Raw genomic sequence first — 20,887 nt, forward strand, 5'->3', positions numbered from 1 at the left:
ACGTCCTGTCCTCACTTCGAGACCTTTTTCATGGCCAATATTGATCGTTCCATTTTCCGTCTGCCGTTCATCGGCGGAGCTGTCGCCGTCCTTCTCGTTCTGGGCGCTGGTGGAGCGTTCCTGCGTCTCGGCATGACTGCTACTCCGCCACAGCAGACCATGGTGCACAAAGACCTGTCGGGCGCGGCCTTCGCGAGTTCCGCTGCACCGCAGGCCGAGCTCCCCGCCATGCCGCCCGTACCGACAGCCCAGAACGCCGTCCAGACGACGGCCCAGACGCCTGCGGCTCCTGTCGTTGCATCGGGCACGACTCCAGCAGTTCCGGCTGCCCCCCCCACCGCTGCGCCCCTGACCCCTTCGACTCCGCTGCCGACGATGCCGGCTCCCAAGGCCGCCCCGACCCAGTCCGTGCCTGCGGCTCCGGTCGCACCGGCTTCCGCTTCCGGGCACTGACCAGTCCGTCATGCTGCGCTCTGGTGACAGCAGACATGTCGAGGCTTTCCTTGAGATGCTGGCTGCAGAGCGTGGTGCGGCGTTGAAAACGCGGCAGGCTTATGCTTCCGATCTTGCCGATTTTGCGGCACACTGCGCACCTGTAGCCCTCTGCGACGCGCAGGGGAGGGACGTTCAGTCCTATCTGGCCGAACTGTCCCGAGCTGGTCTCGCAGCACGGACGGCGGCGCGGCGGTTGTCCTGCCTGCGCCAATTCTATCGTTTCCTGATGCTCGAAACGGTACGTGAGGATGACCCGACCGAGCGGCAGCAGGCTCCGAAGATCGCGTCTTCCCTGCCCAGACCGCTCGACGAGGCGGAAATCCGCCTTCTGCTCGACACCGGCACGCGAGGGCATGAAAACGAACGCCGGGACATCGTCTCCCGTGCCGCGTTGGAACTGCTTTACACAACTGGACTACGCATTTCCGAACTGCTCGCTTTGCCTGCGACTTGTGTGCATGTGCGCGGCCCGATGCTGCTGGTACGCGGCAAGGGCGGGCGGGAACGTCTGGTGCCTCTGTCCCGGAGCGCGCGAGAGGCTGCCGACCAGCTTGTGCATTTCGACAGGGATCTGGCCAGTCCGTGGCTTTTTCCCGGACGCAATCCGCAAAAATCGCTTACGCGACAGGGATTCGACAAGATTCTGCTCGCCTGCGCCCTCAAGGCCGGGCTGGACCCCGATCGCGTCAGTCCGCATGTTTTGAGACACTCTTTCGCCAGCCATCTTCTCGCGCATGGTGCCGATCTGAGGGCGCTTCAGATGCTGCTGGGGCACGCGGATATCGCCACAACCCAGATTTATACGCAGGTTATGTCGGAGCGCCTGCGGCAGGCCGTGAGCGCGCATCATCCCTTGGCCCGTAAAGGCGTGTCAGACCTCGTGGAAGACTGAGAGAAACATTCCGCCTGTCTCAGGGACTGTTTCCCGGCGCGCAGGCGTGCTATCGGGCGGCCATGCGCCAATTCCTAGATTTCGAGAAGTCGGTCGCCGAACTCGAGACCAAAATCGACGAACTCCGCCAGATGGGCAGCCAGGGCAAGGCCTCAGGCACCAGCGGCATCAATATCGATGACGAGATTGCCCGTCTGTCCGACAAGGCCGACAAGCAGCTCCGCTCGACCTATTCCAAGCTGACGCCGCTGCAGAAAGTGCAGGTGGCCCGTCACGCCCAGCGCCCCAAGGCACTGGATTACGTGCGTCTGCTGACGACGGACTATACGCCGTTGTCCGGCGACCGCGCCTTCGGTGACGATGACGCCATGATTGGTGGTCTGGCCCGTTTCCGTGGTGAGCCGGTCGTCGTTGTCGGGACCGAGCGCGGTCACGACACAGAGACGCGCCTGAAGCACAATTTCGGTATGGCCCGCCCTGAAGGTTACCGTAAGGCACAGCGCCTGATCGAAATGGCCGGACGCTTCGGGCTGCCGGTCCTGAGCTTTATCGACACTGCCGGTGCATGGCCCGGAATCGACGCTGAAGCGCGCGGACAGGCTCAGGCCATCGCGAAGTCGATCGATGTGTGCCTCAAAGCCCCGGTACCTCTGATCGTGACGGTGATCGGTGAGGGCGGCTCCGGCGGTGCCATTGCGATCGGCGCGGGTGATCGCATCCTGATGCTCGAACACTCGATCTATTCCGTGATTTCGCCGGAAGCTGCGGCCTCCATCTTGTGGCGTGATCCGAAGCTGGCTCCAGCCGCAGCCGAAGCGCTCAAGCTGACGGCGCAGGACCTTCAGTCCCTCGGCGTGATCGACCGGATCGTTCCCGAGCCTATCGGTGGCGCCCAGCGTGCGCCGGAAGAGGCCGTCAAGGCGATCGGGAATGCGATTTTCGAAGAACTCGAATCCCTCAAGGGACTTACGGGCCCGGCGTTGATCCAGAAGCGTCGGGACAAGTTCCTGTCCATGACCCGCGCTCCTCTGCAGTGAGGCGTTCCTGAAAGCCGCTGCTCCTTCGCAGCGGCTTTTGTTTTTTCAGACTGTCTGCCTGTGCGGCGGTTCGCCCGCCAGCGGCTCGCGTCCATGCGCCATGATGAGATCATGGATCGCCTGTGCGGCTTTCCCGACGATCTCGCTGTCATAGCCCTTGGCCACGAGAGCCACGCCACTTGCGCCGTCTGGCAGGTGATAGGGATAGGACCCGAGATCAATCGTCGGAAAGCCTTCCTGCAACGTGGCCAGATCAGAGGCGAAATCACCTTCTTTCAGTCCCGCAGCATGCCAGCTTGCGGAAACGAGGGGAGCACCCTTTTCCATCTGTGGGACCAGCCATGCGACCATGGACGCAAAGATCGACGGCACCCCGGCCATCACATGCACATTACCGATGCTGAAACCGGGCGCCACGGACACCGTGTTGAGGATGGGTGTTGACCCTTCCGGCAGATAGGCCATGCGCTGCCGGGCTGCGTTGAAGCGATCCGCCCCCAGCGCCGCTTCCAGCAGACGGAAACTTTCTTCATGACGAACCAGCGGGGCGCCCATGGCCGTGGCCACGCATTCGGCGGTGATGTCGTCATGCGTCGGCCCGATTCCGCCGGACGTAAACACGATATCGAAAGCCGCGCTGCATTCACGAACCGTACTAATGATCCGTTCCGCAATGTCGGGAATGACCCGGACTTCCATGAGCCGGATGCCCTGCGCATTGAGCGCCTGAGCCAGAACGCGCGTATTCGCGTCCTGCGTGCGTCCCGAGAGGATCTCGTTGCCGATGACGAGAAAACAGGCAGTTTTTTGAAGCATGTGTCCGCTCCTGATAGTCTTCGCCACAGAACGTAACGGGTCGTCCCGCGTTGTCGAGAACAAACCTACCCCGAATTTTGGTTTTCATCAGGAGGAACCATGACCAGCAGCCCGCTTCATCAGCCCGAATGCCTTCTGGACCTGCGTGCGACACTGGGGGAAGGTCCGGTCTGGATTTCCGGCGAGAAATCGCTTTATTTTGTCGATATTCCAGAGGCGAAAATTCATCGCTTCACACCCGGAACGGGCGCGTACGAAAGCTGGAGCGCGCCGGATCGCGTGGCTTTTCTGCTGCCGGTCGAAGATGGGACGTTTCTGGCCGGTATGCCGGACGGACTGCGCCGTTTCGATCCGAAGAATGGCACTTTTTCCGATCACAAACTTGTCGAACCTGAAAAACCCGGTAACCGCCTGAATGATGGCTGTGTCGATTCACAGGGACGCCTCTGGTTCGGCACCATGGATGATGGCGAGGAGCAGCCTTCCGGCTCGATCTATCGCGTTGTGCATGAAGGAAGCGGCTTGAACATAACCCATCATGATGAAGGCTATACCGTCTCCAATGGTCCGGCCGTCTCCCCATGTGGAAAGACGCTTTATGTCTGCGACAGCCCGGAACAGACGATTTATGCTTTCGATATCCAGCCCGATGGCGAACTTGCGAACGAGCGGGTTTTTGCGCGGCTGGAACAGGGATATCCCGACGGGATCGTGACTGATAGCGAGGGCACGCTCTGGTGCGGCGTGTGGGGTGGTTCGCGCGTGGTGCGCTTCAGGCCGGATGGCACGGCACTGCCGTCCATTCCCATGCCGGTTACAAACGTGACCAAAGTGGCCTTTGGGGGCGAGGACCTGAAGACCGTTTTCGTGACAACGGCCCGCAAGGGACTGGATGCTGAAACGCTGGCGAAGGAGCCGCAGGCCGGTTCGCTGTTCGTGTTCCGCACGGATGTTGCGGGGGCGCCCCAGCAGGTTTTCCGTCTGAACGACTGACCTAGCCCAGAAGCTCCTGCAAAAGCGGGATCAGGGGCAGGTCCGGATCTGGCATGGGATAGCGGCCCAGATCCGATGCTGGAACCCATTCCAGGGTCTGACCTTCGCGCGGGGTGGGGACACCCCGCCAGCGGCGCACGACATAAAGCGGCATCAGCAGATGAAACGGCCCGGCATTTTCGCTGACGAACGTGAACGGTGCCAGACAGGAGCCGGTCAGATCGAGGCCAAGTTCCTCGCGCATTTCCCGGATCAATGCCTGCTCGGGCGTTTCCTCGCGCTCGACCTTGCCGCCGGGAAATTCCCATAGGCCCGCGAGACGTTTGCCTTCCGGTCTTTTGGCAAGAAGAATTCGTCCTTGTGTGTCCAAAAGTGCGGCTGCCACTACCAACAGTGTCCGCGGCTTAGGTGCCTCCACAACGACAGGAGTCACTTCGGCCTGCTGCACGGGAGCCTCAATTGGCTTTTGCACTTCAGAAAGAAATGTCGTCCGGGGGAGTTCGAGCAGATCGATCGGACAATCCTGCCCGCGTGACACGAAGCGTCGACTGGATATGCCTGTTTTTGTAAAACCGAGCTTGCCCAGAACGGCCAGAGACGCGGCATTATCCTGCGCCGCGTCCGCTGTGATTTTCTCCAGACGTAGAACTGTCAGTCCCCATTCGATCACGCGCCGGGCCGCCTGAGTGGTCAGTCCCTGTCCCCAAGCGCTCGGAGCCATCCAGTATCCCAGCGAGCCGGACCGCCGGTCCTCGGACAGAACGAGGCCGATCGCGCCCAGAAGCGATCCGTCACGGGTAATGGCAAAATGATGGGCGCTGCCCTGCGCACTGTCATGGCGGGTGGAATTGATCCACTGTTCTGCCAGATCGCGCGGGTAAGGAAAGGGCAGGCGACTGAGCATCCGCACAACGCTCCAGTCATTGATCAGACGATGGACGGCCGGGGCATCATCCGGCTGCAGGGCGCGCAGAACGAGGCACCCTGCTTTGAGTTCAGGTGTCATATCAGGATTGTGAAGCCTGCTGCTCTGTAGGTTTGTCGGCAGGAACGCCACATCGGGCCAGAAGTCGGCGCAGCATGTTGATGACCGGGAAGACTTCCTGGTTGCGGTCGCCACCCTGCTCGTTCCACGCCGCCTGTTCCAGTTCCACAATGTCACGGTCTTCTTTGAAGATCCGCTCTGTAAACGCGATGAGGAACGGCCACGCGATGTCCAGAACCAGCTTCGCCTTGGGGCGGCGGATCGAGAGCAGTCCGAAGACGCGGCAAGTCTTCTGTTCCGCATCCTGAGGGACATAGACAATCCACAGATCCATGACCGGCGGTTCATCACCCGTGGCAATGCGCAGTGTCTGGTACGGATATTCCGTCCGGATCGTCATGACGTCTTTATGGGCGTATTTCTCGCTCGCATCCCGGCGCTCGCCGAAAATGAACGTCTCACCCCAGGGCTGCTTGCCGCCGGTCCGGGCAAAGCTGTAGCGCGCCTCGACCAGCGTTGGCTCATCTCGGCCGCCCAGAAAGCGGGGTTTCATCTGGCCCATCTGCTTCATGTGCATGAACTGATGGTTCATATCCATCAGATTTTCATGCATGAAACTGTAATGGCACGCGACCGTCTCGCCGAAGCGGCGTGTCTTGTATTCGGGATTGCCGACCGATCCCATCTGCGGGAATGGCGTGCTTTCGGCTTTCGCAGGATCACCCGGGAAAATGAAAATCAGCCCGCCTTCCTCGCGGCACGGATAGGTCCGCACGCCGTTTGGCAGTTTGCCCTTGCCCAGATATGGGACGTCAATGCAGCGCCCGGAGCGTCCGTAGGCCCAGCCGTGATAACAGCACTGAACCGCTTCACCGCTGACTTTGCCCAGACTCAGTGGCACCTGACGATGTGCGCAGCGGTCTTCCAGCGCGAATACGCTGCCGTCCATCGGGCGTACAAGCGCGATCGGCTGTCCGGCATAGCGCGTGCCAATGGTCTTGCCGCGCTTGAGTTCACGCGACCACGCCACCGGATACCAGTAGTCGGGGTTGGACAGGACGCGCCGTAGATCTCCTGTCTTGCGAACCACATCCTCCACAGGAGAATATTCGCCGATATTCGGGTCGATTACCCGGTCCGTGTCCGAAGGAGAGTTTTCGGTAGCAGAAGAGACAGAAAGCGTCTGCGACATGAGTATCCTGATCCGTGATGAAACCGCGACATCGTCTTGCTGGAGACAAACCTAACAGGCAAAGCCCCACCACAGGAAGCGATCATTCACTCTCACAGAGCGCGTCTTTCCCGCAACATGCGGCACAAAAACCACCTTTTTCGTGTCATTGAAACATCATCTAGCAATGCTGGCGCTTTTCGCGGTGTGCAGGCACGTTTAGGACACCGCTTCCCAAAGTTTATAAAACCCAGATTCCGGAGTTTCGTCCACGGTGCGAACCAGATCCCTGCTGCTGTCCTCAATCGCACTGTTTGCAGTCCGCCAGTCCGCTCTGGCGGCTGGGCATCAGCCTCTTCCGGCAGGCGATGATGCTTCGCCGGTTTCGGTGTCCGCGCATCCGGCGAAACATCATGCTTCGAAAGCTTCTCCGAAAGCCGTTTCGGCTGCACCTGTACGGAATGGTGCGGATCGGCCCAAACCCATCCGTCGCAAGACCGAGGCTCTGGAATCCCGCGCGACCGAAAGCGTCGCCGTTACGGGGCGGCAACTGACCGGGCGCGATGCCGAACAGGCTGTCTCCAAAGCCATCATGCGGCAGTACGTCCCCGGAACCAGCGCTTATAAGATGCTGGATCGTACGCCGGGCGTAAGCTTCACCTCCACCGATCCGTTCGGTATCGACAGCTTCGGCGCCAATCTTTACGTCCGCGGCTTCTTCATGAACCAGATGGGTGTGACGGTTGATGGCGTTCCCCTGAACGACCAGACCTACCAGTCCGTCAGCGGCATGAGCCTCGCCTCAGCCATCATTCCCGATGACATCCAGTCCATGCGTATGTCGCAGGGCGCAGGATCTGTTGAACTGCCTTCCATGAACACGCTGGGCGGGACGATCCAGATCGGTTCTTCGGACCCCGATGACAAACGGGGCGGCAAAGTGAGCCAGTCTTTTGGCAGCTATGGCTCCTACCGTACCTATGTCCGTCTGGATTCTGGAAAGCTGAACCAGACCGGCACGAAGCTCTACACCTCCTATGCCCGAACCGACGAGGGCATGTGGATGGGCAGCGGCGATCAGTTCATGCAACAGGTCGATGCCAAGCTCGTGCAGCCGATCAACGAACGCAGCCGCATGTCCGCTTTCTTCAACTGGTCCAGCCTTGCCCAGTGGAACTATCCCGATACGTCCATCGGTATTCTGAAGAATATCGGTTGGCGCACGCCACATCTTTATCCAAATTACGGTCTGGCTTACGGCATCGCCAACGGCACGCGTCCTTACCCGGCGGGTTATAACAGCGTTCCCGGCATCGATGGCTCCAATATTGCCATGTATGATGGTGGCCAGGCCGAAACCAATTACATGGGTGGGCTGCATTTCGACCTTGCTCTCACCGACCATCTAACCTGGAATACCACGCTCTACGGTCACAGCCAGACGGGCTATTATAGCTATACCGACAGCGATCCGGCCGATCAGGTCGAGGGGGGCGCTCCGCTGTCCGAAGAAGTCTGGCAGAACCGTCAGGAGCGTTACGGTTTCGATACCAGCCTGCGTTACAAATGGGGCCGTCATACGATTGAGGGCGGTGTCTGGTATGAAAACAATAACCAGAAAGCCGGTGTTTTCAACTATCGTCAGCCCATTCTGGGGCAGGGCGCACCGCTCAAGGCTGTCGGGCCTTATGACGTTTATGGCCCAGCCTATCTGCAGGGTTATAACTTCCAGTGGAACACCAACGTCATGCAGTTTCACCTTCAGGACAGCATCCAACTGGCTGAAGGTCTGACGTTGCATGCCGGTTTCAAATCCATGACTGCCACCACATCCGGCGGTGCGCAGTATAATAATTCCGACTGGACGGGCGCCGATGCGTTGCCTAACGGGTCGCTTACGGCGTCTCAGGCCTTCCTGCCACATGTCAATCTGGACTGGCACATCAACCGTCACCACGAGATCTATGTCGACGTGGCCGAAAATATGCGCGCCTACGAGGTCTCGGCCTATGGCGTGGCGAACTCGGTCTATTCCGTGCAGGATCAGGCGACGTTCCAGGCCCAGAAGAAGTCTCTCGAACCGTCAAAGGCCTGGGTCTATCTTGGTGGTTATCGCTATTCGTCCAAACTTCTTCAGGTGAATGCGACCGTCTATCACGCCAGCCTGATTCATCCGATTCTGGCCGCTGCCGTGGGCTCCCTGACTAATCCGGTCTCGCAGGTCATTGATTTCGGCCATATCTCCATGACGGGTGCGAATGGTGACATCACCATCACCCCCATCGACGGTCTGAGCATCAGCAACAACCTGAGCTACAACAAAGGCACCTACGACCGGAACGTCGATACGGTCGGCGGCTATTACGCGCTGGCGGGCAAGAATATCGTCAATTACCCGGCATGGATGTACAAGACCTCCGTCGCCTATAGCTGGAAGGGCATGACGGCGCATTTCGATGCGAACTACTACAGCCGTCGTTACTACAGCTTCATGAACGACACGTCGATTGGCGGATACTGGCTGGCCAATGCCGGTGCGCAGTACCGTTTCGGTAAGCTCAGCGTTCTCAAGGACGTCACGGCGAGCTTCAACGTCTATAATCTGTTCAACACCAAATACATCTCCATGATGGGTGAGAACGATAACCCTGCGGTGGGCGACTACCAGTCCATGGAACGCGGCCCCGTCCGCGAATTCTTCGGCACCGTCAGCGCTTCGTTCTAAGTTTGGATCATAAAAAAGGCGGGGTTTAATCCCCGCCTTTTTTATGACGGGGTGGATCCGTTTTCACTGCTGCGGAATCCCCAATTCCGCAGCCAGGTCGCTGATGAACTGCGAGGCCACGCGGCCGGACCGGCTGCCGCGTGCCATGGCCCATTGCAGTGCTTTACGGCGGAGTTCATCGCGCGGAACCGGCAGCTTGTAGTAAGCCGCATAAGCCTCCACGATCGTCAGATAATCATCCTGCGTGGCACCATACAGCCCGATCCAAAGGCCGAACCGGTCCGAAAGCGAGACTTTCTCCTCGATTGCCTCGGATGGGTTGATCGCGCTTCCGGTCTCGTTTTCGATCATGTCCCGCGGCATCAGATGTCGCCGGTTCGACGTCGCATAGATCAGAACGTTCTCGGGCCGACCGCCAATGCCGCCGTCAAGCACGGATTTGAGAGATTTGTAATCCGCATCCTGGCTCTCGAAGGACAGGTCATCGCAAAACAGGATGCAGCGGCGTCTGGTGGTGCGCAGAACAGCCAGCAGTTTCGGCAGGGAAGAAAGTTCATCGCGCTGGATCTCGATCAGGGCCAGCGTCCCGCCGCTCTTCGCCCGCTGCTCCTCGTTCACAGCCGCGACGGACGCTTTCACCAATGAGGACTTCCCCATCCCGCGCGCGCCCCACAGCATGACATTGTTGGCGCTGAATCCTTCGGCAAAATGCCGTGTATTGGCCATTACCTGATCCATTTGCCGTTTCACGCCCTGCAACAGCGATAGCGGCACGCCCGAAACCTTCTCTACCGGCGTCAGAACACCCAATGCGGCCTGCCACAGAAAGGCATCGTGTTTGTGCAGGATATCCGCACTTGGCGGGGGCGGGCTCATACGCTCCAGACTGGCGGCAATACGTTCGAGAGCGCTGAGCAGGGCGTGGTCGGTCATGGAAAACGGTTCCGGGCTGAAAGGAGTTGAGATCAAAAGACATCGGCGCCACGCTTGACGGGCAGCCTCCGGACGATATGGTCCCCGCCAGCTTCACTCAAGACTGGACCTTTACATCCATGAGCAGTCTGTTCATTTCTTCCGCCCAGGCCGCCGATGGTGGTGGTCTGCTCTCCAATCCGCAGGTGCTTCAGTTCGCCCCGATGATTTTCATCTTCGTGGTGTTCTATTTCCTGCTGATCCGCCCGCAGCAGCAGCGCGCCCGCAAGCTGCGTGACGAGCAGGGCTCCCTGCGTCGCGGTGACCGGATCGTCACAGCAGGCGGCATCGTCGGCGTCGTGCAGGCAACCCGCGATGACAGCGACGAAGTGGATGTTGAGATCGCACAGGGTGTGCGCGTAAAGATCGTCCGCAGCACGATCACGAACATCACGTCGCGTGAAAAGCCCGCCAGCGATTCCTGAACTGGAATTTTTAGGCCCGGTACATGAAAAAAGCCCCGTCCGGACAGCCGGACGGGGCTTTTTTTGATCCGAGTGAACCCGAAAGGGATCAGGCAGACTTCAGTTCAGCTTCCGCAAACTCGTAGTTGGCGAGCTTGTCCAGATAGTTCGTGACATAGTCCGGACGACGATTGCGGAAATCGAGGTAGTAGGCGTGCTCCCACACATCGAGACCCAGCAGCGCCTTGCCCTGACCTTCGGCCAGCGGGTTGGAGCCGTTTGCCGTTTTCGTCACGGCCAGCTTGCCGGACTTGTCGAGCACCAGCCACGCCCAGCCCGAACCGAACTGTGTCGTGGCAGCCTGCTTGAAGAGCTTCTTGAATTCTTCGACTGAACCGAAGTCTTCAGCAATCTTCGTTTCCAGGCTGGTCGGAATCTTGCCGCCCTTCGGAGACAGATTCTTCCAGAACAGGACGTGGTTCCAGTGCTGGCCCGCGTTGTTGAACACCGGAGCAATTTCGGGCTTGCCGTAAGAGAACGTGATGATCTCCTCAAGCGTCTTGCCAGCGAGTTCCGGCTTGCTTTCCACGAAACCGTTCAGGGCCGTGACATAGGCCTGATGGTGCTTGTCGTGGTGCAGTTCCAGCGTTTCCTGGCACATGCCAGCACCGGCAAGGGCGTTTTCTGCGTAGGGCAGGGGGGGAAGTTCGAAAGCCATGATGTCACTCCTTGGCAGAATAAAACGAGGTGACCGCCCTCAGGGACGGCTGCTCCCGCATATCGTTCTCATTTATGGGGAAGATTGGCAACGCTGTGTTCCATCGCATCGATGAGAGCCGAGTAATCCTCATCCGCATGCAGACGGTTTGAGAGGGCCAGCGCCTGATCGGCGACGGCCATGCCCGGCATGAACGCGCCGACCTTGCGACCGGCATCCAGCAGAAGTCCCATATCCTTGGACATGAGACGGGTCGGGAACTGGGAAGGAAATTCCCGGTTCTGGCCCATCTTCAGTTTGCGCTTGTGATGCGGGCTGACGACGGCCACCTGCTGTAACGTCTCGAACACGACATCACGGTCCAGCCCGGCGGCAAGTCCGTAGGACACGCCTTCGGCCACGATGTTGAGCGTAGCCCCCATCACTCCGTTCACAACCAGTTTCAGCCGCGCGGCAGAACCTGCGGGGCCAGCATGGATCGTCAGCTTGCCGATAACGTCCAGAACCGGCTGTGCCCGTTTCACGACGGCCTCGTCGCCGCCCACAAGCATGACCAGGTCGCCGCTCTCGGCTTCAGGCGTGCTGCCGGACATAGGCGCATCGAGCAGGGAAAACCCATGTTCAATGGCAAGTTTTGCAAAGTCGTCCGCCTGATCCGGTGAGACGGTGGATGTATCGAGGACGAGTTTCTCCGCGGTCAGAGCAGCAAGTGCTCCGTTCTCGCCGTGCAGGGACTGATTTTCCGCTGCATCGTTCGGCACGCAGAAAATGATAATCTCGGCGGCTTCGGCAATCGCACGAGGCGAGGACAGCATTTCCGTCTCATCCTTGCCCCCCGAAGGCGCGAACGCCACCACCGGATAGCCGGCCTTTCGCAGATTTGCGCCCATACGCTGGGCCATCGCTCCGTAGCCGATAAAACCGATTTTAGGACGGGGCATGGATACTGGCTCCTTATGATGCGTTACGACAGACTCACGCATCATAGGTGCCAGAGTTTCTCAAAGTCCGGAAATTGATCATGGCACTGTTTCACTACCCCAGACCGCAGCCTTCCGAGATTACTCCCAAGGAGATGTACCTCTCCCGACGCGCCCTGATCGGCGGCGTGTCAGCCTTGGGCGCGCTTGCGACTACGGCAAACGCCGCATCCCTCGAGACGCATCCCGGCCCGTATTCTGGCAACCTGACGCCGACGCCGCACGAAGACGTGACGCACTATAATAATTTTTACGAGTTCGGCATGGACAAGGCTGATCCTGCGGCCCATTCGCAGGGTTTCCATCCGTTGCCTTGGACGCTGGAGATCACGGGTCTTGTCCGAAAGCCTGTCCGTCTGGATGTTGAGCAGCTTCTGCGTTCTGCGGCACTGGAGGAGCGTATTTACCGCATGCGCTGTGTCGAAGCGTGGTCCATGGTCATCCCGTGGGACGGTATTCCGCTTGCGAGTCTGCTAAAGGACGCCGATCCCGATCCTCGGGCCACCCATGTTGCTTTTGAGAGCGTTCTGCGCCCTTCGGAAATGCCCGGCCAAAATGGCGGCCTTTCGGGTATACAGTGGCCTTATGTGGAAGGTCTGCGTCTGGACGAAGCCATGAATCCGCTGACGCTCCTTGCGCTCGGCATTTATGGCGAGACGCTTCCGAACCAGAACGGCGCGCCCATCCGTCTGGTCGTTCCGTGGAAATATGGTTTCAAAGGCATCAAATCGATTCAGCGCATCCGTCTTCTGGATCATGAACCGCCCACAACATGGAATCGCCTCGCCTCTGACGAGTACGGCTTTTATGCCAACGTCAATCCACAGGTCGATCATCCTCGCTGGAGTCAGGCGACAGAACGCGTCATAGGCGCGCATTCCCTGTTCGGCGCTGCCCGGCAGCCGACATTGATGTTCAACGGGTACGGTGAACAGGTGGCGGATCTGTATCGCGGCATGGACCTGCGGAAAAACTTCTGATGTCGTCCGATTCTACGCGGTCCCCAGCAGCCGTAGGTCGCATGTTAAAACGGCACTGGCGCGTGATTCTGTATCCGATCGGCATGATTCCGGCCCTCTGGCTCGTCTGGCAAGGACAGCATGGTGCTCTTGGTGCGGATCCGGTCAACGTGTTCGAGCGGTCGCTGGGTCTGTGGGCCTTCCGTTTCCTTCTGGCCTGTCTGGCACTGGCCCCGCTGAAACGTTTTGCAGGCATCAACCTGCTTCGATACCGTCGTCTGACCGGGCTTCTGACATTTTTCTATGCCAGTCTGCACCTGCTGGCCTATGTCGGGCTGGATCATGGGTTCGACTGGGGCGTCCTGTGGACCGACATCACACATCGCCTTTTCATTATTCTTGGAATGGTTGCGCTGGTTTTGCTGATCCCGCTCGCGCTGACTTCCAACGCGTTTTCCATGCGTCTGATGAAACGCCGATGGAAATTTTTACACCGGCTGATCTACCCGGTGGCAGTTCTGGCTGGCATCCACTTCTTTCTGTCTTTCAAGACCTTGAATGATGTGTCTGCGCCGTATCTTGCAGGGCTTGCGGTACTGCTACTGTGTCGTGTTTTGCCCCGGAGGCGGAGATAAACGGGCTCTGCTCCAGAGCCCGTTGGCGTCTCAGATGGTCGGACGCAATGCCGCGCGGATCTTGGGCGAAAGCTCCGTTAGCGCCGAACGGCGCTGCGCCATCATATCCGCTGGAAAGGGTTTGTTCGGAAAGTGGCACCCATCGGCCAGAAGCAGGCCATCGGGCAGATGGGTGATTTCGCCGGGCCGGAAATCAAGGCGAGACAATGGAATGCCGCACGCCCCCAAAACTGCAATATGTGCGCTGATACCGAGTGTGAGGACCAGTTTCAGTCTGGGCATGCTCTGAAGCTCGGCACAGAGCGTGGCGCTACAGGCTTCGAGTTCGGACGGAAGCGCCAGCGGCTGTGGCGACAGAGGCTGCATGACGCTGGTGATCCGTCCCAGAATGGATTCTGGTCCGGCAAGAGCCGCGTCGAAAACGATGCTGTTGGCGTCCAGAAAAGACGCCAGTATTTCTTTGGCGTCTTCCGGATCGAGGCAGACAATCAGCATTTCGGCTGAAAGTGGCCCTGTTCCTGGCCGAGTTCCTGACCGACCACCTTCCGGGAAAGCAGGAAGGGGCGGAGGGGCGGAGGTCGTTCCGGTAGAAGCCCGAAGGGTCATGAATCGCTGGTCTCGTCACTGTTGATATCGGCAGGATGACGAACCGGCCCTTGTCGGGGAGGGTTACGCGGTTCAGCCTGACGCCGCGTGAACGACGGCGCGATGTCAGCCAGTTCCACGAACAGATCCGCCTGACGCCGCAGATCGTCTCCAATCATGGGCGGCGTCGAACGCATTGATGAAATGACCGTAACCCGGACACCGCGCGCCTGCACCGCTTCTACGGCACGGCGCAGGTCGGAATCGCCACTTATGATCACGGCGTGATCAAGGCGGGCCGCCTGTTCCATAAGGTCCACTGTCAGTTCGACATCCATGTTTCCCTTGATACGCCGTCTTCCTGAATGATCCGTAAACTCCCGGGCAGTTTTCAGCACAAGATGATAGCCGTTATAGGAGAGCCAGTCGGTCAGGGGACGAAGGGGGGAGTAGTCTTCTGTTTCAGGCATGGCGGCGTAATAAAAGGCGCGCTGAAACAGGCAGGCATTCTCGAACAACTGGCGCAGATTGCGGAAATCGACTTCAAATCCCAGATTGCGAGCTGCATGGTGGAGGCTGGCGCCGTCGATAAAAAGGGCAGTGCGTTCGTTCTGGCGCAAAAGCATGTGTGTAATCCTGAATATATAAAATATGTTGCCCCGTGCGACAGGGGCTGACGCTGCCCTCCAGCGGGGAATGTGCTTGGAGGCACTCGGGTTCAATTCTGGAGGTAGGGCAGGCGCCGATTGCATTCGCATGAACCGCATGTTATTGCCAGCGTTCTCTCTTATTTTATTCTTTTGTCTTACCCGAAGGGGGCCTGTGGCATGGCGCGCGTAACCGTCGAAGATTGCATCGAGAAGGTTTCTAACCGTTTCGAACTGGTCCTGCTGGCCGCCCAGCGTGCCCGTGGCCTGTCGCGCGGCGAAGAAATTCGTCTGGATCGTGAAAACGACAAGAACACGGTCGTCGCCCTGCGTGAAATCGCTGAAGACAAGGTGAGTCTCCCTGTTCTGCGCGACGGCATCATTCGCTCTCTGGCGCGCGCCCCAGAGCCGGAACCCGTTGACGAGGAAGTTCTGGATCTCATCCCGACGGACCAGAATATCTTTGGCCTGCAGGATGTCTCGACAGAAGAAGAGCACGCTCACATGGCCGAGAATATGTCTGCCGACGAAGCTGCCGCCATTGAAGCCGAACTGGGTGGTCGGGGTCGTCGCTGATCTCTACTCGCGTACACTGAAGGGAGGATATGCTTCATGCCTGATGCAGCATCTCCTCCAACGACGTCCCCGCCTGTAGCAAGCGGGGATTTCAAGCCGTCCATCGCCGGACTGCTGCGGCGAATCGAAAGCTACGATCCGTCAGCCGATCTCGCTCAGATTGAGGCTGCCTATGATGTGGCGGCCAACGCCCATAACGAACAGCGTCGCGATAATGGCGATGCCTACATCACGCACCCCATTGCCGTTGCCAATATCCTTGCGGGTTTCCGTATGGATGCGACCTCCATCATGGTGGGGTTGCTTCATGATACCGTCGAAGACACCGGTGTTTCTTGTGACTCCCTGAAAGCCCGTTTTGGCGAAGACGTCGCAGCGCTCGTTGACGGGGTAACGAAGCTGACGCGGCTCGAACTCCAGTCCGACCGCACCAAACAGGCCGAAAATTTCCGCAAGCTCGTTCTGGCCATGTCGCGGGATATCCGCGTTCTGATCGTTAAGCTGGCTGATCGTCTGCACAACATGCGCACACTTCATTATGTGCAGCGCACGGACCGCAGGCAGCGTATCGCCCGTGAGACGATGGACATCTATGCGCCCCTCGCCGAGCGCATCGGTATGGACCGCGTCAAGACGGAGCTTCAAAACCTTTCTTTCGCCCAGCTTGAACCCGAGGCGGATGCGACGATCCGTGCGCGTCTGAACTTCCTGCGCGGGCAGGGGGCTGACGTCATTGAGCAGGTCCGTCAGGAACTGATGGCCCTGTGTACGGAAACCGGGATCGACAGGGTCGAAGTTACGGGGCGTGAAAAATCACCCTATTCGATCTGGGAAAAAATGCAGCGCCGGAACGTGGCGTTCGAGCAGTTGTCGGACATCATGGCTTTTCGCCTGCTCGTCCCTACGCGTGATGCCTGTTACATGGCGCTCGGAGCGATCCACGGCGCCTATCCGATGATCGCCGGGCGTTTCAAGGATTACATTTCTACCCCTAAGGCCAACGGTTACCAGAGCCTCCATACCGGGGTGACCCTGCGTCATCCGCGCAACCAGAAAATCGAAGTCCAAATCCGCACCGCCGAAATGCACGATCTGGCAGAAAACGGTGTGGCATCTCACTGGGCTTATAAGGAACACGCGACCCCCAGCGAGCGCGAGGCTGCAGCCCTGTCGTCCGCCTTTGGTGCGCCAACCCGCAAGCTGCGCTGGGTGCAGGATCTTCTGGAAATCCTCGAGGACAGTCAGGCTCCTGACGAGTTCCTCGAAAACACCAAGCTGGAACTCTATCAGGACCAGGTTTTCTGTTTCACCCCTAAGGGGCAGCTGATTTCCCTGCCGCGCGGCGCCACTCCCGTTGATTTCGCCTATGCCGTGCATAGCCAGGTCGGTGATACCTGCGTGGGGGCTAAGGTCAACGGGCGCCTGATGCCGCTGCGGCACGAATTGCAAAACGGCGATCAGGTCGAAATCATGACCGCCCGTGGTGGTACGCCCTCTCCGTCGTGGGAGCGCTTCGTCGCAACAGGCAAGGCCCGTGCCCGTATCCGGCGTTTCGTGACGCAGCAGCAGCGGCAGGGTTATATCGATAACGGCCGTGCGGCTATCGCAAAGGCTTTCCGTCAGGAAGGCGTGGACGGTTCTGAAAAGGTGCTCGACGGTATCCTTAAGGAACTCCGTCAGGCTTCGGTTGAAGATCTGTATGTCTCGGTCGGGAACGGCCAGCTTGGCCCCAAGGACGTCGTCAACACCGCTTACCCCGAACTGCGGCAGAGCGTCCGTGCGCCCCGGATGGTGCCGGGTCTCTCACCTCGTTTCGGGCAGTCCCTTATGCTGGGCTCGGGGCATGGTGCTCCGAAAACGACAGCGCATTCCGGAAGCACGATCAGGGGGATCGGTTCAGGGATCGCCATCAGTTTCGCGGGCTGCTGCCGGCCGCTGCCGGGAGACCCGATTGTCGGCATCATCGCGCAGGGCAAGGGTGTCACCATCCACCGGCGTGGCTGTCAGAACCTGTCCAGTTTTGCAGATACACCCGAGCGTTTTCTGGAAGTGGACTGGGATTACGAAGCCCTTGGTCGCCGTCAGGGCGCCGAGCCCTATACGGCCCGATTGTCGGTGGTTGCTGCCAACGAACCAGAAGTCCTCGCGACCCTGACGAATGTGGCCGCAAAACACAATGGTAGCGTCCTCAACCTCAAGATCGTGAACCGGCAGCTCGATTTCATGGAAATTCTGGTGGATCTGGAAGTGAAGGATCTGCGCCATCTCTCGTCCATGATCGCGGCCTTCAGAACGGCTGTGGGCGTCATGCAGGTCGAGCGCGCCAAGGGATGAAGTCGTGATCCTCGGTATGGGGACGGATTTGTGCATGATCTCGCGCATAGAGAAAAGCGTCGAACGATTTGGCGACCGCTTCCTCAGCCGAGTTTTCACGCAGGCCGAACGCAACCATGCCGACCGGCTTTCGGGCGTTGCTCGCATGGGCAGTTACGCCAAGCGCTGGGCTGCCAAGGAAGCCTGCGTTAAAGCGCTGGGAACCGGCTTTGCTCATGGTGTCCAACTTCAGGATATTGGTGTCTGTAACGGGCCGAGCGGCGCTCCCGAGTTGCAACTTTCCGGAAGGGCGAGGGAAGTCCTGAACCATTTGACGCCCCCGGGACAGAGCGCCCAGCTTCTCGTCAGCCTGACGGACGATCCTCCCTTCGCGCTCGCGCAGGTCATCATACAATCGGTTCCGTTGGGACTGTCCGGACAGTCCGGTCCGATTGAAGCGCTCGCCAACGCTGCCAAGCTGCGTTAAGAGCGTCTGATGATCAAGGAGAACAGGCCCGTGCAGGGTTCAGAAAGTACGGGTGACAAGCCCGCACGCCGCGAAGAGACGCTTGGCGAAAGCATCCGTTATTTCTGCGTGCTGCTGCTGGCGGTATTTGCCGTGCGCTCCCTTGTGGTGGAGCCTTTCAATATCCCTTCCGGTTCGATGATCCCGACGCTGCAGATCGGCGATTTCGTTCTGGTCTCGAAGTTCAGTTACGGATATTCCCGCTTTTCTTTTCCGTTTTCGCCAAATCTGTTCAGTGGCCGGATTTTTGGTTCCGAGCCTCACCGCGGCGACGTCGCTGTCTTCCGCTTCACGCGTGATACGTCCGTGGATTACATCAAGCGCATCATCGGGCTTCCTGGTGACCACATTCAGGTCACGGGAGGGCATCTGATTCTCAACGGAATCGAAGTCCCCCGTACGTCTCTTGGTCATTACGAAGTGCTGGATGAGAACAACCGCCTTCTCAGTGGTGAACTCTACCGCGAAAGCCTTCCCGGAAGCGGAGGGCGGTCGCCGGTTGTGCATGATATTCTCAAGCTGACGGATGACGGCTTCGCAAACGACACACCGGAATATGTCGTTCCGGAGGGATCTTTCTTCGCCATGGGCGACGATCGCGACGACAGCGCCGACAGCCGTTTTCAGGGCGATGGCCCGGACGATCTCGGGTTCGTGCCCATGCAGAACCTCGTCGGTCGTGCGCCGATCGTCCTGTTCTCAATGGATATGCGTCATCCCGCATGGCAGTTCTGGTACTGGCCGACCGAAATCCGCTGGAACCGCTTCCTGCATTCCGTCACATGAAGCTCTCTTCTACGGACGCCCTTGCGTCGATGCAGACAGCACTCGGACATGATTTCGCAAAGCCTGAACTGCTGAGCGAAGCCCTGACCCATCGCTCCGCCGTGTCCGGCCGTGATCCTCGTCGCGCGCGTCGCAGCCAGCGTCCCAAGGGCACGGGTTCGAACGAGCGTCTTGAGTTCATCGGGGATCGTGTTCTGGGGCTGCTGATGGCCGAGTGGCTGCTGGAACGCTATCCGGATGAGCAGGAAGGCGCGCTCGGGCCGCGTCATGCCCATCTGGTATCCCGCACGGTTTTGGCCGAGATCGCCGATCAGGTTGGACTTTCAGCATCCCTTCAGATTTCTCCGCATGAGGAAGATGCCGGGATCCGGCGTCTCTCCAGCATCCGGGCTGACGCAATGGAGGCCCTGTTGGGAGCGCTGTATCTGGATGGCGGTCTGGAACCGGCGCGCCGTGTGGTCCGCCAGTACTGGCAGCACCGGCTCGATACTGCCGACCGGCCCCACAAGGAACCCAAGACCCTGTTGCAGGAATATATGCTGTCGCAGGGCCTGCCGCTCCCGAATTATGAACTCCTGTCTTCGGACGGTCCCTCCCATGCGCCCGTCTTCCGCGTCAGCGTGACGACCCTCGGGCAGACGGGAACGGGAGAAGCCGGCAGCAAGAGGCTGGCAGAAACGGCAGCGGCAACCGCCCTGCTGAAACGTCTCGGTCAGAATGTGGCGTCCTGAGATGTCATCAACAAAGGATCAGAACATGACCACGCGCTGCGGTTTCGTGGCTCTCGTCGGCGCTCCGAACGCAGGGAAATCCACCCTGCTCAACCGGATTGCCGGAGCCAAGCTGTCCATCGTCAGCCCCAAGGCGCAGACGACCCGTTTCAGGACCCTGGGCATCGTCATGCAGGACAACGCCCAGATCATCCTCGTCGACCTGCCAGGTATCTTCAAACCGCGTCGCCGTCTCGACCGGGCCATGGTCAATGCAGCTTGGTCAGGGTCGCAGGATGCGGATCTGACCCTGCTTCTGGTGGATGCAAAGTCGGGCCTGCGCGAAGATGTTCGCGAAATCATCGCGAAACTTGCGGAGAGCAAGGGACGCATCTGGCTCGTCCTGAACAAGACGGACCTCGTGGAGCGCGGCGAACTGCTCCCCCTGACGCAGGAGATCGGTGGTCTTATCAGCGTCGAGCATGTCTTCATGCTGAGTGCGCGTTCGGGCGAGGGTGTGAACGACCTCATGGGCCGTCTGGCGACCGAGTTGCCGGAAGGTCCGTTCCTGTACCCGGAAGACGATCTGACGGACCTGCCCGATCGTCTTCTGGCGGCTGAACTGGTTCGTGAGCAGATCTTCATGCAGACGCATGAGGAAATTCCCTATCAGGCCACCGTTGAGACCGAGAGTTTCAAGGAACGCCCCGATGGCTCAGTGCGGATCGAAGTAACGATTTATGTGTCCCGCCCCGGACATAAGGCCATTCTGATTGGTGAAGGCGGCCACAAGATCAAATCCCTTGGTGCGCGGGCCCGTATGGAGCTTCAGGAACTGCTGGACCGCAAGTGCCATCTTTTCCTGAACGTCAAGGAGCGTGCAGGATGGGATGAGGAAAAGGCCCGGCTTCGTGCCATTGGTCTGGACGACTGAAAAAGACAGGTGCCGGTGTGTTTGAAAT

The 20,887-nt window shown here is 59.2% G+C and carries 22 protein-coding genes; 14 read left to right on the plus strand and 8 right to left on the minus strand.

Annotation, left to right across the window (positions count from 1 at the left end):
- Positions 1 to 30 precede the first annotated feature (30 nt).
- The 3 genes from HKD21_RS04145 to HKD21_RS04155 all read left to right on the plus strand — a co-directional run bounded on the left by HKD21_RS04145 (position 31) and on the right by HKD21_RS04155 (position 2,424).
- Entirely contained in the window at positions 31 to 453 is a 423-nt protein-coding gene (locus HKD21_RS04145) for a hypothetical protein (RefSeq protein WP_194254336.1), read from the plus strand.
- Positions 454 to 463: 10 nt separating this feature from the next.
- On the plus strand, positions 464 to 1,387 hold the full coding sequence (locus HKD21_RS04150) for a tyrosine recombinase (protein ID WP_194254337.1): 924 nt from the start codon (positions 464 to 466) through the stop codon (positions 1,385 to 1,387).
- Positions 1,388 to 1,449: 62 nt separating this feature from the next.
- Positions 1,450 to 2,424: an acetyl-CoA carboxylase carboxyltransferase subunit alpha gene (locus HKD21_RS04155; RefSeq protein ID WP_194254338.1), complete on the plus strand. Its 975-nt coding sequence runs from the start codon at positions 1,450 to 1,452 to the stop codon at positions 2,422 to 2,424.
- Positions 2,425 to 2,469: 45 nt separating this feature from the next.
- Here the strand turns inward: HKD21_RS04155 and HKD21_RS04160 are convergent, their stop codons facing one another.
- Positions 2,470 to 3,240, minus strand: coding sequence for a competence/damage-inducible protein A (locus HKD21_RS04160; RefSeq protein WP_194254339.1), 771 nt, complete (start codon positions 3,238 to 3,240; stop codon positions 2,470 to 2,472).
- Positions 3,241 to 3,339: 99 nt separating this feature from the next.
- On the opposite strand from HKD21_RS04160, the gene HKD21_RS04165 reads away from it, so the two are divergent.
- Positions 3,340 to 4,233, plus strand: a complete 894-nt coding sequence (locus HKD21_RS04165; RefSeq protein ID WP_194254340.1) for an SMP-30/gluconolactonase/LRE family protein — start codon at positions 3,340 to 3,342, stop codon at positions 4,231 to 4,233.
- A gap of 1 nt (position 4,234) precedes the next feature.
- Here HKD21_RS04165 and HKD21_RS04170 read toward each other — a convergent pair whose 3' ends face one another.
- Positions 4,235 to 5,239 carry a bifunctional GNAT family N-acetyltransferase/(deoxy)nucleoside triphosphate pyrophosphohydrolase gene (locus HKD21_RS04170; RefSeq protein ID WP_194254341.1) on the minus strand — a complete coding sequence of 335 codons (1,005 nt, stop codon included), beginning with the start codon at positions 5,237 to 5,239 and terminating at the stop codon, positions 4,235 to 4,237.
- A gap of 1 nt (position 5,240) precedes the next feature.
- Positions 5,241 to 6,410 carry a Rieske 2Fe-2S domain-containing protein gene (locus HKD21_RS04175; protein WP_194254342.1) on the minus strand — a complete coding sequence of 390 codons (1,170 nt, stop codon included), beginning with the start codon at positions 6,408 to 6,410 and terminating at the stop codon, positions 5,241 to 5,243.
- Between the two features lie 484 nt (positions 6,411 to 6,894).
- Here HKD21_RS04175 and HKD21_RS04180 point away from each other — a divergent pair, with 484 nt between their 5' ends.
- On the plus strand, positions 6,895 to 9,114 hold the full coding sequence (locus HKD21_RS04180) for a TonB-dependent receptor (protein WP_407646524.1): 2,220 nt from the start codon (positions 6,895 to 6,897) through the stop codon (positions 9,112 to 9,114).
- Positions 9,115 to 9,177: 63 nt separating this feature from the next.
- Here HKD21_RS04180 and HKD21_RS04185 read toward each other — a convergent pair whose 3' ends face one another.
- A complete protein-coding gene (locus tag HKD21_RS04185) occupies positions 9,178 to 10,047 on the minus strand; it encodes an ATP-binding protein (RefSeq protein WP_194254344.1) in 870 nt (289 codons plus the stop codon).
- Positions 10,048 to 10,166: 119 nt separating this feature from the next.
- Between HKD21_RS04185 and yajC the strand changes: the two genes are divergently transcribed.
- A complete protein-coding gene (yajC, locus tag HKD21_RS04190) occupies positions 10,167 to 10,511 on the plus strand; it encodes a preprotein translocase subunit YajC (RefSeq protein ID WP_194254478.1) in 345 nt (114 codons plus the stop codon).
- Between the two features lie 88 nt (positions 10,512 to 10,599).
- On the opposite strand, the gene HKD21_RS04195 is transcribed toward yajC, so the two are convergent.
- Together HKD21_RS04195 and HKD21_RS04200 are read right to left on the minus strand one after the other, a co-directional pair.
- Positions 10,600 to 11,208, minus strand: coding sequence for a superoxide dismutase (locus HKD21_RS04195; protein WP_194254345.1), 609 nt, complete (start codon positions 11,206 to 11,208; stop codon positions 10,600 to 10,602).
- Positions 11,209 to 11,276: 68 nt separating this feature from the next.
- The gene (locus HKD21_RS04200; protein ID WP_194254346.1) at positions 11,277 to 12,149 is read right to left on the minus strand and encodes an NAD(P)-dependent oxidoreductase; all 873 of its coding nucleotides are present in this window, start codon (positions 12,147 to 12,149) and stop codon (positions 11,277 to 11,279) included.
- Positions 12,150 to 12,229: 80 nt separating this feature from the next.
- On the opposite strand from HKD21_RS04200, the gene msrP reads away from it, so the two are divergent.
- Positions 12,230 to 13,168, plus strand: a complete 939-nt coding sequence (gene msrP, locus HKD21_RS04205; protein ID WP_194254347.1) for a protein-methionine-sulfoxide reductase catalytic subunit MsrP — start codon at positions 12,230 to 12,232, stop codon at positions 13,166 to 13,168.
- Positions 13,168 to 13,782, plus strand: coding sequence for a protein-methionine-sulfoxide reductase heme-binding subunit MsrQ (gene msrQ, locus HKD21_RS04210; RefSeq protein ID WP_194254348.1), 615 nt, complete (start codon positions 13,168 to 13,170; stop codon positions 13,780 to 13,782). The genes msrP and msrQ overlap by 1 nt, the downstream gene beginning before the upstream one ends.
- Positions 13,783 to 13,812: 30 nt before the next feature.
- Here msrQ and HKD21_RS04215 read toward each other — a convergent pair whose 3' ends face one another.
- Positions 13,813 to 14,388: a uracil-DNA glycosylase family protein gene (locus HKD21_RS04215; RefSeq protein ID WP_194254349.1), complete on the minus strand. Its 576-nt coding sequence runs from the start codon at positions 14,386 to 14,388 to the stop codon at positions 13,813 to 13,815.
- On the minus strand, positions 14,385 to 14,993 hold the full coding sequence (locus HKD21_RS04220; protein ID WP_194254350.1) for a LabA-like NYN domain-containing protein: 609 nt from the start codon (positions 14,991 to 14,993) through the stop codon (positions 14,385 to 14,387). The genes HKD21_RS04215 and HKD21_RS04220 overlap by 4 nt, the downstream gene beginning before the upstream one ends.
- Positions 14,994 to 15,194: 201 nt before the next feature.
- Here HKD21_RS04220 and rpoZ point away from each other — a divergent pair, with 201 nt between their 5' ends.
- From rpoZ to era, 6 genes are read left to right on the plus strand one after another with little or no spacing between them, the layout of a single operon-like run.
- Complete coding sequence (gene rpoZ, locus HKD21_RS04225) at positions 15,195 to 15,590, plus strand: DNA-directed RNA polymerase subunit omega (RefSeq protein WP_194254351.1); 396 nt, start codon at positions 15,195 to 15,197, stop codon at positions 15,588 to 15,590.
- Positions 15,591 to 15,626: 36 nt separating this feature from the next.
- A complete protein-coding gene (locus HKD21_RS04230) occupies positions 15,627 to 17,924 on the plus strand; it encodes a RelA/SpoT family protein (RefSeq protein WP_194254352.1) in 2,298 nt (765 codons plus the stop codon).
- Between the two features lie 4 nt (positions 17,925 to 17,928).
- Positions 17,929 to 18,390: a holo-ACP synthase gene (gene acpS, locus HKD21_RS04235; protein WP_194254353.1), complete on the plus strand. Its 462-nt coding sequence runs from the start codon at positions 17,929 to 17,931 to the stop codon at positions 18,388 to 18,390.
- 9 nt (positions 18,391 to 18,399) lie between these two features.
- On the plus strand, positions 18,400 to 19,215 hold the full coding sequence (lepB, locus tag HKD21_RS04240; protein ID WP_228120907.1) for a signal peptidase I: 816 nt from the start codon (positions 18,400 to 18,402) through the stop codon (positions 19,213 to 19,215).
- On the plus strand, positions 19,212 to 19,946 hold the full coding sequence (gene rnc, locus HKD21_RS04245; RefSeq protein ID WP_194254355.1) for a ribonuclease III: 735 nt from the start codon (positions 19,212 to 19,214) through the stop codon (positions 19,944 to 19,946). The genes lepB and rnc overlap by 4 nt, the downstream gene beginning before the upstream one ends.
- Positions 19,947 to 19,971: 25 nt before the next feature.
- Complete coding sequence (gene era, locus HKD21_RS04250; protein WP_194254356.1) at positions 19,972 to 20,859, plus strand: GTPase Era; 888 nt, start codon at positions 19,972 to 19,974, stop codon at positions 20,857 to 20,859.
- Positions 20,860 to 20,887: the final 28 nt, after the last annotated feature.

The organism is Gluconobacter cerevisiae (genome assembly GCF_015244675.1).
Taxonomy (GTDB): domain Bacteria; phylum Pseudomonadota; class Alphaproteobacteria; order Acetobacterales; family Acetobacteraceae; genus Gluconobacter; species Gluconobacter cerevisiae.